Source organism: Zemynaea arenosa (assembly GCF_004614185.1).
Classification (GTDB): Bacteria; Pseudomonadota; Gammaproteobacteria; order Burkholderiales; family Burkholderiaceae_D; genus Telluria; species Telluria arenosa.
The window spans coordinates 1-11615 of record NZ_SPVF01000081.1 but is presented as its reverse complement, the minus strand read 5'-3'; the positions used below and the strand labels follow the sequence as shown (position 1 = coordinate 11615).

Here is an 11615-nt window from a genome sequence, read left to right as displayed (position 1 = left end):
GCGGCGCCACCTGGCCGCGCTACAGCTGGCGGCGGGCGAGCGGACCTCGGCGCTGGTGCAGTGGCTGCGCCTGCCGGAGGGCGAGCGCAAGGCCGGCGACGGGCTCGATGGCGCGCTGGTCGAGGTGCTGGAGAAGCTGAAGGTGCGCCGCAACGAGGACTCGCTGATCGCCGCCGTGCTGGCCGCGCGCCTCGGCCTGGAGGGCGTGGTGACGATGGACGACCACACCGCCGACTTCCCGGTGGTGGACGAGAAGGGCTACGGCAAAGCCATCCAGGCTGCGTGGAACAATCCGGCCAACGCGCGCCGCAAGGCCGCGGACGCGCCGCTGCGCGCGCAGGTGGGCACGGCCGAGGGCGTGCTGGCGCTATACCGCGCCTACAACGCCCCGGGGCAGGGCAAGCTGGTGTTCGAGAGCGACTTCGGCGCGGCCATGGAAGAGCCGTCGCCCCAGCACTACGGGCGCTATTACCTCGCGTACTGGCAGACCCGCAACCTGCGGATGGCGGCGCACATCGTCAACGCGATGGGCAGCGTGCCGGGGCAGCGCACGCTGGTGATCGTGGGGGCGTCGCACAAGGGGTATCTGGACGGCTACCTCAACCAGATGCATGATGTGGCCATCGTGGATGCGCAGCGGGTGCTGCAATGAGAACGGGAGGCGGATGATGAAGCGGACTGTGCAGCCGGTGCTGTCCGGCATGGTTGTGGCACTCGGGTTGCTGGCCGGTGCGGCGCAGGCCGAGGCGCTGCCGGTACCGGCGTCCAAGGCCGCCTATGTCGGCGCGTGGACGGGCAAGCAGATGGAGCTGAAGATCGAGCAGAACGGCAAGATCTTCTACAAGCGTGACGAGCCGGGCAAGCGCCTGAGCGTGAACATCGAGCTGACCGGTTTTGACGGCGACAGCTTCCGCGGCGGCCTCAATGGCCCGTTCCGGATCGACACCACCTTTGTCGTGACCAAGCCGCCGCACAAGGAAGGCGGCAAGCTGAAGATGACCGTGGACGGCGTCGAACTGACCCGCGCCGACTGAGCGCGCGCGCGTTCCGCAGGCCCGCCCGTGCCCCGCGCACCGGCGGGCTTTTTTACGTCCCGCCCCCGGACTCCTCCGACCCCCTGACGCCGGGGACGTACCCCGGCGTACACGTGTCCGAATCCGCCGACCCGCGCGCGAGCGCGCGCCGGGGCAGCACCGCCGCTTTTGTACCGCATCCCAACACCGGGGACGTACCCCGGCGTACAGGTGTCAGAATCGGCTGAGCCGCTACGCAGGAGGCTGCCGCCGAGCGGGGACGTACCCCGGCGGGAGGGGAATGAACTGACTATGTGAAGGTACGCAGGAGGGCGGTGGCGAGGGTGTGGTGGAGGGCGTGGCGGCGGCGGACTTCGGCGCGGCGCTTGGAGGGGATGGCGTCCAGGTCGGGGGCGGGCAGGCGCGCGCACGGCAGGACGTAGTCGCCGCAGGGCAGCACTCGCGCGCCCATCTCGTGCCACAGCTGGTTCAGGTCGGCGTGCACGCGGGCGCGGCGCAGCTGGCGGCGCACCACGCGGTTGGCGTTGCCGACCAGGCGCACCTCGCGGCAGCCAAGTTCATAGCCAAGCTGGCGCACCAGGTTCACCAGCAGATTCTTGGGCCGCACGCCATGCAGCTCGCGCGTCGCCTCGCGCACGCGCTCGACTTTGTCCTCGCCGCGCGGCCCCTGCACGCATCCGATGCACACACTGAGCTCCGCACCGAGCCGCGCAAACGTGAAGGCCACCGAATACACCGCGCGCCCGCCTTCCATCAGCTGCAGCACCAGCTCCCCTTCACGCTCCATCGATCCGAGCCGCCGCAGCTCCAGCGTGTACGGCCGCCCGGACTTGCCCTCGACACGGTCCGCCACCACTCCCTGCGCGGCGGCGGCCGACACCATCGGCCCGAGCCCGCGCGCCAGCATGAATTCGTAGTGCGACGCCAGCGCCTGCACCCGCTCGCGGCAGGTCAGCGCCATGCTGAGGTAGGGGCGGTAGATCTTGAGCACCATGCGCGGCTGCTGGCCGACGAAGTGGCGCAGTGCGGGTTGGGAATTGAGCAGATCCAGCCAGCGGCGCGTGGTGCCGGGACTGGCCAGGGCGCGCAGGCCGAGCTTGATCGATTCGCGCAGATACCGGGCGCCGGCCGGCATGTCGGCCAACCCGGTCCACAGAGTGATCGGAGGCGCCGCGGGCGCCGTGGGTGCAAGCCGCCAGGCCTGCTGGGTCTCTGTCAGGTTCATCCTTACGCCTCGGTCTCGGGGAGGCGATCGGTTGGGCCTGCCTTACAGTGTTATCGGTAGGCCGCGTGGATTCGGCGGCGACTTGCAATGTAGTACATACGGTAAATACGGACAACGGTTTTGTAAATATTCGTAAAGAGTGTGGTTTGGCAACGACGCTTTCCCTGGGGGTACAATCAATTCTTCATGAGTTCGCCGGGAGTTGTGCCATGCGTCGCCGTGTTTTCCTGTCCGTCCTGGCTTCGGCCGTCCTGTCAGCGTGCGCGTCGCTGACACCCGCCACTTTCCCGGCCGAGCGCACCCAGGCGGTGGACGTGGCCATCGAAGCCGTGATCCAGGATCACCGGATGCCCGGCGCGGTCTATCACCTGGAGCGGCAAGGCCGGGTGTACGAGCATGCTTACGGCCGTCAGACTTACGATGCCGCCGCGCCCGCCATCACGGCCGACACGGTGTTCGACATCGCCTCCCTCAGCAAGGTGGTCTCGACCGCTCCCTCGGTCCTGATCCTGGCCCAGGAAGGCAAGCTGGACCTCGATGCCCCGCTGGTGCGCTACTTCCCCGACTGCGACGCCGGCGGCAAGCAGGGCGTGACCCTGCGCCACCTGCTCACCCACAGCTCCGGCCTGCCCTCGGGCCTGCCCAAGACCCCGCTCTGGCACGGGCGCGAGGCCGCGCACCAGCTCGCTTGCGCGCAAAAGGTCACGGATGCCCCCGGCACCCTGTTCCGCTACTCGGACGTCAACTTCATCCTGCTCGGCCTGATCGTCGAAAAGATCAGCGGCATGCCGCTGGAGCAGTTCGCCCAGCAGCGCATCTTCGCCCCGCTCGGCATGCGCCACACCACCTACCGTCCGCTGCAGCACATCGAGAAGGCCGCCATCGCGCCCACGCAATTCGCCAGCGCCACCGCCGCACCGGAATCCTTGCACGGCGACATGCGCCCCGGCCAGACCCTGCAGGGCGAAGTGCATGACCCGACCGCGCGCCGCATGGACGGCGTGGCCGGTTCCGCGGGCGTGTTCTCCACCGCGGGCGACCTCGCGCGCTATGCCCGGATGCTCCTGAACGGCGGCGAACTCGATGGCGTGCGCGTGCTGACGCCCGAGAGCGTGCGCCTGTTGACCACCGCGCAATCGCCTGCCGCCATGCCCGCCGTGCGCGGCATGGGCATGGACATCGACTCGCCATACTCGCGCCCGCGCGGCAGCGTGTACCCGGTTGGCAGCTTCGGCCACACCGGTTTCACGGGCTGCATCCTGTGGGTCGACCCGCATTCGCACAGCTTCTACGTGTTCCTGTCCAACCGCGTGTACCCGGACGATAAGGCCAACATCGTGCCCCTGTATTCACAGCTCGGCACCCTGTCCGCGCAGGCCGCGCTCAGCCCATAAACGGTGTACTGACGGGCCTTTGTCGCATTGCCGCGACAGCTTCGAGAGTGTTGCAAAGCTTGTTCTGCTAATTGAGGTCAGGTAACATCTCTCTTGATTTAAAAGCAAAACAAGAGAGTCCAGCCGTGCTAGACGTGTTTCTGACCAACGACGTGGAGATCTGGTGTAACGGCTGGGACAATCTCGACGCAGCGTTCCCCTCGTCGTTCCGCAAGTACATCCACGGCCCCACCGCGCGCGGCGAATTCGGCCTGACCTATCAATTCCAGGTGCTCAACGACCACGGCCTGCGCGGCGTGTTCTTCATCGAGCCGCTGTTCGCGCGCCGCTTCGGCCAGGCGCCGCTCGACGAAATCGTCGGATTGACCAAGGCCGCGGGCCAGGAAATCCAGCTGCACCTGCACACCGAGTGGGCCGACGAGGCCACGCCGGCGCTGGTGCCGGGCATGACGCGCAAGCGCCAGAACATTCGCGACTTCACTTATGAAGAGCAGACCACGCTGATCGGCATCGGCCTCGATCTGCTGCGTCAGGCCGGCGCGCACGAGGTCAACGCCTTCCGCGCGGGCAGCTTCGGCTTCAACCGCGACACGCTGCGGGCGCTTGCGGCCCACGGCATCCGCTTCGACAGCAGCTACAACCCGACCATGTATGGGCTGGAGAGCGGCCTCGCACCCGGCGCCATGCTCACCGAACCGTATCTGGAAGACGGCGTCTACGAATTCCCGCTGACGGTCTACCGCGATGGCCGCGGCCTGCGCCACACCCAGCTCACGTCCTGTTCCACCGCGGAGCTGGAAGGCCTGCTGTGGCAAGCGCTCGAACAGGGGCGCCAGTCCTTCGTGCTGCTGTTCCACAGCTTTGAACTCCTCACCAGCAGCAAGGAGCGCGCCGACCCGGTGGTGCTGGACCGCTTCCGCAAGTTGTGCCGCTTCCTGGAGAAGAACAGCGACTGCTTCAACACCCGCGGCTTCGTGGGCCTGGAGCCGCGCGCCGTCGGACCCCAGCCCGATCCTTTGACCTCACCTCTTTACCGCACAGGCTTTCGCATGATGCAGCAGGCGTTGCGCAGGGCCTACGGATGAGCCGCTGGCAAGTCAGGACCGTCCCTTTCAAGTTCCAGCTCAGCGACCTGACGCTGTTTTCCATAGGTCTCCCGCTGCAGGTGCGCGCCGAGCGCCTGTCTGACCGTACCGCGCCCGTGGTCTCCATCACGCCGCCGGTCGACGAGCTGCAGCCCGGCAGCCAAGGCTTCGTGGTGCGCGGCCTGCCGGTGGCGCAGTCGCTGCCCACGCTTGACCAGCGCGATGGCTGGCTGTTCTACGTGCCGCAGGAATACCGCCACTGCTTCATCGACCTCACCATCGGCTACGACAGCTACCTGGCCAAGTTCTCGTCCAAGACCCGCTCGACCATCACGCGCAAGGTGCGCAAGTGGGCGGAGCATAGCGGCGGCACGATTGACTGGCGCACCTACCGCGCACCGGAGGACATCGACGCGTTCTTCGACCTTGCGGTGCCGCTGTCCAAGCGCACCTACCAGGACCGCTTGCTGGACGCGGGCCTGCCGGACAGCCCCGCCTTCCGCGACGAGGGCCGCAAGTTGGCGGCGCAGAACCAGGTGCGCGGCTATATCCTGTTCCATGAAGGCCAGCCGGTGTCCTACATCTACTGCCCGGTGGAGGAGGGAGTCCTCAGTTACGCCTACGTGGGTTATCACCCGGACTACATGAAGCTCTCGGTGGGCACGGTGCTGCAATGGCTGGCGGTCGAGCAGCTGTACGCTGAAAACACCTTCCGCATCTTTGACTTCACGGAAGGGGAGAGCGACCACAAACGCCTGTTCGCCACCGACGAGCGCTTGTGCGCCAACGTCTTCATGGTGCGCAAATCGCTGCGCAACCAGCTGCTGGTGCGCGCGCACCGCACGATGGACCGGTTCTCGGGCTGGCTCGGGGACGTGGTTGAACGCGCAGGGCTGAAGGCCCGCATCAAGCGTTTGCTGCGCTTCGCCCGATGAAATCGCTCCTCAAGCGCATGCTGCGCTGGCTCTGTGGCGAGTACTCGATCTACGTGATCCTCACGAAGGCGTGCGCCGAGGCGCAGGTTCCTGGTTCGATTCCAGCCGGGGGGACTATCGTGCCGGTGGACCGCGAGATGGTGGCTGCCAGCGCCGATCCCGACATCCGCGCGCAGTCGTTCTACGCGGGCGAGGGTGCGCTGGGCTACGGCTGCCGGGGGCCGGACGGGCAACTCGCGGCGCTGTGCTTCTACTGGCACGGAGAGCGCTACCGCAAGCGCAATTTCTGGCCGCTCAAGGAACGCGAGGCCAAGCTGGTGGAGGTCATCACGGCGTCCTCCATGCGCGGCAAGAAGATCGCACCGGCGCTGATCGAAGCGTCCTTGCACGACGTTGGCCAGCAGGGTTTCGAGCGCGCCTATGCGCGCGTGTGGCACTCCAACGAGCCGTCCCTGCGCGCGTTCCAGACGGCGGGCTGGCAGCGCGTCGCAACGGTGATCGAGCTGCATCCCTTCGGCCGCAAGAAGGCCTTGCGCATCACACGTCCGGCGCGCGGGACCTGACCTCGCGGCCACGCGGCGGGCGTGGTAGAGTCGCGGCTTGCCTGCCGGGCGAGCCGGCAGCGTGACTCGAAAGGGACAGAATGAATTTTCGTTTGATTGTGCTGGGCGCCGCGGTGGCGGGCGTCAATGCCGTCGCGGCACCGCGCGGCTTTACCGTGGAAGACCTGGTGGCGATGGAGCGCGTGGGCGCGCCGGTGCTCTCGCCGGATGCAAGCCACATCCTGTACACGGTGCGCACCACGGACCTGGCCAAGAACCGCGGCCACTTTGAGGTGTGGATGGTGGACCTGAAGGCCGCCCAGTCCACGCCGCGCATGATCACCAAGGACGACGCGAGCAGCACCGATCCGGAATGGGCGCCGGCCGGCGACGCGGTCTACTTCCTGTCCGCGCGCTCCGGCTCCAACCAGGTGTGGCGCCAGCCCATCGCCGGTGGCGAGGCGGTGCGCGTCACGGACCTGCCGGTGGATGTCGAGAACTTCCGCATCGCGCCAAGCGGCGACCGCATCGCCCTGGGCCTGGCCGTGTTCCGCGATTGCGCGGACCTGGCCTGCACCAAGGCGCGCCTGGATGCCAAGGACAAGAACAAGGCCACCGGCATGGTCTACGACCGCCTGTTCGTGCGCCACTGGGATACCTGGGCCGATGGCCGCACCAACGTGCTGTATTCGGCGCCGCTGGATGCTGCTGGCCGCGTGAGCGGAGCGCCAGTCAGCCTGTCCGGCAGCATCGATGGCGACGTGCCGTCCAAGCCGTTCGGCGACCACGATGACTACCGCTTCAGCCCCGATGGCAAGACGCTGGTGTTCTCGGTGCGCGTGGCCGGGAAGACGGAAGCCTGGTCCACCAACTTCGACCTGTACTCGGTGCCGGCGGCCGGTGGCGCGGCGCCGCGCAACCTGACGGCCGAGAACCCCGCCTGGGACAGCAAGGGTTCCTTCTCGCCGGACGGGAAGACGCTGGCCTATCTCGCCATGCCGCGCCCGGGCTTCGAGGCGGACCGCTTCCAGATCATGCTGATGGATGTCGCCACCGGCAAGAAGCGCAAGCTGGCGGACAAGTGGGACCGCTCGGCGGGCGATGTGCGCTGGACGGCGGACGGCAAGGCGCTGATCGTCGATGCGCTGGATCTGGGCCAGCATCGCCTGTTCGCGGTGGACGCCGCGAGCGGCAAGGTGACGGCGCTGACAGACCAGGGTTCGGTCGGCGCATACGACGTCCGTGGTGCGACGGTCGCGTACACGCTGTCGTCGCTGCAGTCGGATGCGCAGCTGTTCGTGCAGGATCTGGCTGCGGCCGGGGCCAAGCCGGTGCAGCTCACGCGCCTGAATGCGGACAAGGTGGCGGACGTGCGCTGGGGCGAGTACGAGCAGTTCTCCTTCACCGGCGCCAAGGGTGACAAGGTCTATGGCTACGTGATGAAGCCCTGGAACTACCAGCAGGGCGCCAGGTATCCGGTCGCCTTCCTCGTGCACGGCGGGCCGCAGGGCAGCTTTGGCAACGCGTGGAGCTACCGCTGGAATCCGCAGGTGTATGCGGGCGCGGGGTATGCGAGCGTGTTCATCGACTTCCATGGTTCGGTGGGTTACGGCCAGAAGTTCACGGATGCGATCAGCGGTGACTGGGGCGGTGCCCCGCTGGAGGACCTGAAGAAGGGCCTCGCCGCGGCGGTGCAGAAGTTCCCGTGGCTGGACCGTTCGAAGAGCTGCGCCCTCGGCGCGTCGTATGGCGGCTACATGATGAACTGGATCGAAGGGAATTGGTCCGACGGGTTCAAGTGCATCGTCAACCATGATGGCGTATTCGATACGCGCGGCATGGCCTATTCGACCGAGGAGCTGTGGTTCACCGAGTGGGAAAACGGCGGCACCTACTTTGCGCATGCGGACAAGCACGAGCGCTTCAACCCCGCGCTGCATGTGACCAAGTGGAAGACGCCGATGCTGGTGGTGCAGGGCGACCTGGACTTCCGCATCCCGACCGCGCAAGGCCTGTCGACCTTCACGGCGCTGCAGCGCCAAGGCATCGAGAGCAAGCTGCTGGTGTTCCCGAACGAGAATCACTGGGTCCTCAAGCCCGCCAACTCGGTCCTGTGGCACCACACCGTGATCGACTGGCTGGACCAGCACCTGAAGAAGTAAAGCAGAACGCCCGCAACCGCGGGCGTTTTTGCGTCAGCACTGGCGGGCCGGGTGGCCCGCCTTTTTTTGCGCGCGGCTTAGGCGGCGCGGCGACGGCGAAGGGCGGCGATGCCGGCGGCGCCCAGGCCGAACAGGGCCAGGCTGGCCGGCTCGGGGACGGTGCCGACGATGACGTTGATATCGGAGCGGGCCACTTCGGCACCCGCAGCGTTCATGACGTACAGGCTGAAGGCGGTGTTGCTGTTGGCGTTCGGGTCGAAGTCGTACACCAGGGCGGTCATGAAGGCCATCTCCATGTTCCAGGAATCGATGTAGTCATTGGCGACGGCCATCGCAATGCCGATATCGACCATGTCCATGCCCGCCGTCGGGTCCTTGTCCACCAGCAGGTGCACGGTGCAGCCCTGGCAGTCGCGCCCGAAGTCGACCGCGAAGTCGAAGCTCCAGTTGGCGCGGCCCAGGCCATCCGGCGCGTACGTGCCCGACGGGCCGTAGTAGGTGCTGATGCCGTTGTTCGGCATGGTCACGCCGCTCTTGTATGGGTGCGCGCCCATCGCGACCGTGACGCCGTTCGCGCTATTCACGTTGAACTGCACGCCCGCGATCGTCGGGTAGGTGGCGTCCCAAGGCGCGTACGTGGTGAGCGCCGCGTGGGCGTTGAATGCGGTTCCGGCCAGCGCTGCCAGCAGCAGGTGCTTCAGTTTCATGGCTGTGGTCCTTTTTATAGGTTGAATGAGATTGCGACTGGCAGTGTCAGCAATTTTCGTACCTATAATTAAACCCACAAGTCCATGTTGAGCAAAATCAAACAGTTAGCGTGAAAAGCTCGCAATCGTTTGAATTTGCGCAAACTGTCGTGTCAAGAAAGTGTCAAATAAGTCGACAGTCGAGTTGTCAATACAAGCGCTAGCGCCGCGCTGCCAGCACCAGGCCGATCCGCAGGGCGGTATCGGTGACCGTCTCCAGCCCAGGCTTGTACCCCTGCGCGATCCAGCGCAGCGCGATGTGGATGACCGCGCCCACCACGCCCGCCTGCAGCAGTTCATCGTCCGGCGCGTCCGGCGGCGCCACCAGCCGCGCCACGCCATGCCCGATCGCGCGCAAGGCCGCATCGAAGGCATCGTCCACCGCCCGGCTCACGCCGCGGATCTCGACCAGGAACACGCGCGCCGCCTGCGGCTCGCGCTTGAGCGCCGAGAAGTAGGCGTTGAGCATCGCCCGCGAGCGCTCGGGCCGGCTGCGCACCGCTTCCGCCGCCGCCGTGATCTCGCTGAAGACCCCGTAGGTCACCGCGTTGAAAGACGCGATCAGCAGCTCCTCGCTGTTGGCGAAGGACTCGTAGAAGTAGCGCTCCGTGAGCCCGGCCGCCTCGCACACCGCCTTGACGGTGGACTGCCGGTAGCCGCGCTCCCCGTAGACCTGGATGGCCGCCGCGATCAGGCGCGCCCGGCGCTCGGCGCGCCGCTCCTCGCTGGCCACGCCGCGGTAGCGCCGCTCGGCCGGGATGCTGTTCTGTTGTGCCATGGCGCTATTGTGACAGCTCTTGTGACACGCTTGGGTGTCAGAATTTTGATCCGCCCCGTTGTCTTCGCTGTTTTGACAATGTACAGTGTCAGAATGAATTCCGAACCCCTTCCTGACGCTGGAATGCTGGACGTGCTGATCGTCGGCGCCGGCCTGTCCGGCATTGGCGCCGCGGCCGCGCTGCGCCGGAACTGCCCCGGCAAGCGCGTCGCGATCTGGGAGGCCCGCCAGGCCATCGGTGGCACCTGGGACCTGTTCCGCTACCCTGGCATCCGCTCGGACTCGGACATGTACACCCTCGGCTACGCCAGCCGCCCGTGGACCGACCCCAAGGCCATCGCGGACGGCCCGTCGATCCGGAGCTACATCCACGCCACCGCGCACGACAGCGGGGTGGAGCAGCTGGTGCAGTTCGGCCGCAAGGTCGTGCATGCGTCGTGGTCGAGCGCGGACGCCTGCTGGTCCGTGGAAGCGGAACTGGCCGACGGCACCCGCAGCACCACGCGCACGCGCTTCCTGTACATGTGCAGCGGCTATTACAGCTATCAGGAAGCGCACCGCCCGACATTCGAGGGCGAGCAGGAGTTCGCCGGCCGCATCGTGCTCCCGCAGTTCTGGCCCGAGGACCTGGACTACGGCGGCCAGCGCGTCGTGGTGATCGGCAGTGGCGCCACCGCCGTGACGCTGGTCCCGGCGATGGCCGAACGCGCGGCCCATGTGACCATGCTCCAGCGCTCGCCCACCTACGTTGTCACCCGCCCGTCGCAGGACGCGCTCGCCCAGCGCCTGCGCCGCTGGCTGCCCGAGCGCGCTGCCTACGCCACCACGCGCTGGAAGAATATCCTGGAGAGCATCGTGCTGTTCCGCCTCGCGCGCAGCAAGCCGCGCGAGATCCGGCGCCACATCGTGCGCATGGCCGCCGCCCAGCTCGGGCCGACGGTGGACGTCGAAAAGCACTTCACGCCGTCGTATGACCCGTGGGACCAGCGCGTGTGCGTGGTGCCGGACGGAGACCTGTTCCGCGCCCTGCGCCGCGGCAGCGCCTCCGTGGTCACGGACCAGATCGAGCGGTTCACGCCGAGCGGCATCCTGCTCGCCTCCGGCCTGGAGCTGGCGGCGGATGTGATCGTGCTGGCCACGGGCCTCAAGCTGCAGCTGTTCGGCGGCATGCGCATCACCGTGGACGGCGACGCGTTCCAGGCCTCCGAGGCGATGGCCTACAAGGGGATGATGCTGAGCGACCTGCCCAACATGGCGATGGCGTTCGGCTATACCAATGCCTCGTGGACCCTGAAGGCCGACCTCACCGCCGGCTACGTGTGCCGCCTGCTGCGCCATATGGACCGTCACGGCATCGAGATCGCCGTGCCGCGCCGCGAGCCGGGCGTGCAGCCGGAGCCCTTCCTCAACTTCACCTCGGGCTACGTGCAGCGTGCGAAACACCTGCTGCCGCAGCAAGGCTCGCGCAAGCCTTGGCAGGTCTACCAGAACTATCTGCAGGACCTCTTCACCATCCGCTACGGCCGCCTGGCCGACGGCGTCATGCGCTTTGGCGCTAAGGGAGCAATGCCATGATCGTGAAGGACCGGGTGGCCGTAATCACCGGCGCGGGTGGCGGTATCGGCCGCGCCATCGCGCTGGCGCTGGCGAAGCGCGGCTGCCATCTGGCGCTGGCCGACATCGATGGCGCGGCAGCCGATGCCACCGCCACGGC

At 67.1% G+C, this 11615-nt stretch carries 12 protein-coding genes; 9 read left to right on the top strand and 3 right to left on the bottom strand.

Annotation, left to right across the window (positions count from 1 at the left end):
- Both E4L96_RS23555 and E4L96_RS05760 read left to right on the top strand, forming a co-directional pair.
- Positions 1-652 (top strand): DUF5694 domain-containing protein (locus E4L96_RS23555; protein ID WP_229414232.1); only part of this gene is annotated, 652 nt, incomplete at its 5' end.
- 13 nt (positions 653-665) lie between these two features.
- Positions 666-1034 (top strand): hypothetical protein, encoded by a 369-nt coding sequence (locus E4L96_RS05760; RefSeq protein ID WP_220433395.1) that lies wholly within the window; start codon positions 666-668, stop codon positions 1032-1034.
- 289 nt (positions 1035-1323) lie between these two features.
- Here E4L96_RS05760 and E4L96_RS05755 read toward each other — a convergent pair whose 3' ends face one another.
- On the bottom strand, positions 1324-2259 hold the full coding sequence (locus tag E4L96_RS05755) for a DUF535 family protein (RefSeq protein ID WP_135206264.1): 936 nt from the start codon (positions 2257-2259) through the stop codon (positions 1324-1326).
- Between the two features lie 209 nt (positions 2260-2468).
- Here E4L96_RS05755 and E4L96_RS05750 point away from each other — a divergent pair, with 209 nt between their 5' ends.
- The 5 genes from E4L96_RS05750 to E4L96_RS05730 all read left to right on the top strand — a co-directional run bounded on the left by E4L96_RS05750 (position 2469) and on the right by E4L96_RS05730 (position 8377).
- Positions 2469-3653, top strand: a complete 1185-nt coding sequence (locus tag E4L96_RS05750; protein WP_135206263.1) for a serine hydrolase domain-containing protein — start codon at positions 2469-2471, stop codon at positions 3651-3653.
- Positions 3654-3778: 125 nt separating this feature from the next.
- Entirely contained in the window at positions 3779-4738 is a 960-nt protein-coding gene (locus tag E4L96_RS05745; RefSeq protein ID WP_135206262.1) for a polysaccharide deacetylase family protein, read from the top strand.
- Positions 4735-5673: a GNAT family N-acetyltransferase gene (locus E4L96_RS05740; RefSeq protein ID WP_135206261.1), complete on the top strand. Its 939-nt coding sequence runs from the start codon at positions 4735-4737 to the stop codon at positions 5671-5673. The genes E4L96_RS05745 and E4L96_RS05740 overlap by 4 nt, the downstream gene beginning before the upstream one ends.
- Positions 5670-6236: a GNAT family N-acetyltransferase gene (locus E4L96_RS05735; protein ID WP_135206260.1), complete on the top strand. Its 567-nt coding sequence runs from the start codon at positions 5670-5672 to the stop codon at positions 6234-6236. Before E4L96_RS05740 ends, E4L96_RS05735 begins: the two co-directional genes overlap by 4 nt.
- Before the next feature lie 80 nt (positions 6237-6316).
- Positions 6317-8377, top strand: a complete 2061-nt coding sequence (locus tag E4L96_RS05730; protein ID WP_135206259.1) for an alpha/beta hydrolase family protein — start codon at positions 6317-6319, stop codon at positions 8375-8377.
- A gap of 77 nt (positions 8378-8454) precedes the next feature.
- On the opposite strand, the gene E4L96_RS05725 is transcribed toward E4L96_RS05730, so the two are convergent.
- On the bottom strand, positions 8455-9084 hold the full coding sequence (locus tag E4L96_RS05725) for a PEP-CTERM sorting domain-containing protein (protein WP_135206258.1): 630 nt from the start codon (positions 9082-9084) through the stop codon (positions 8455-8457).
- A gap of 199 nt (positions 9085-9283) precedes the next feature.
- The gene (locus E4L96_RS05720) at positions 9284-9901 is read right to left on the bottom strand and encodes a TetR/AcrR family transcriptional regulator (protein WP_135206257.1); all 618 of its coding nucleotides are present in this window, start codon (positions 9899-9901) and stop codon (positions 9284-9286) included.
- A gap of 93 nt (positions 9902-9994) precedes the next feature.
- On the opposite strand from E4L96_RS05720, the gene E4L96_RS05715 reads away from it, so the two are divergent.
- Positions 9995-11476, top strand: a complete 1482-nt coding sequence (locus E4L96_RS05715) for a flavin-containing monooxygenase (protein WP_135206256.1) — start codon at positions 9995-9997, stop codon at positions 11474-11476.
- Positions 11473-11615: SDR family NAD(P)-dependent oxidoreductase (locus E4L96_RS05710; RefSeq protein WP_135206255.1), on the top strand; the 143-nt coding region annotated here is incomplete at its 3' end. The genes E4L96_RS05715 and E4L96_RS05710, both read left to right, overlap by 4 nt.

Excerpts from the sequence above, each read along its gene's own strand:
- E4L96_RS05760 (WP_220433395.1), top strand. The coding sequence starts at position 666 with ATGATGAAGCGGACTGTGCAGCCGGTGCTGTCCGGCATGGTTGTGGCA.
- E4L96_RS05755 (WP_135206264.1), bottom strand. The coding sequence starts at position 2,259 with ATGAACCTGACAGAGACCCAGCAGGCCTGGCGGCTTGCACCCACGGCG.
- E4L96_RS05750 (WP_135206263.1), top strand. The coding sequence starts at position 2,469 with ATGCGTCGCCGTGTTTTCCTGTCCGTCCTGGCTTCGGCCGTCCTGTCA.
- E4L96_RS05740 (WP_135206261.1), top strand. The coding sequence starts at position 4,735 with ATGAGCCGCTGGCAAGTCAGGACCGTCCCTTTCAAGTTCCAGCTCAGC.
- E4L96_RS05735 (WP_135206260.1), top strand. The coding sequence starts at position 5,670 with ATGAAATCGCTCCTCAAGCGCATGCTGCGCTGGCTCTGTGGCGAGTAC.
- E4L96_RS05730 (WP_135206259.1), top strand. The coding sequence starts at position 6,317 with ATGAATTTTCGTTTGATTGTGCTGGGCGCCGCGGTGGCGGGCGTCAAT.
- E4L96_RS05725 (WP_135206258.1), bottom strand. The coding sequence starts at position 9,084 with ATGAAACTGAAGCACCTGCTGCTGGCAGCGCTGGCCGGAACCGCATTC.
- E4L96_RS05720 (WP_135206257.1), bottom strand. The coding sequence starts at position 9,901 with ATGGCACAACAGAACAGCATCCCGGCCGAGCGGCGCTACCGCGGCGTG.
- E4L96_RS05715 (WP_135206256.1), top strand. The coding sequence starts at position 9,995 with ATGAATTCCGAACCCCTTCCTGACGCTGGAATGCTGGACGTGCTGATC.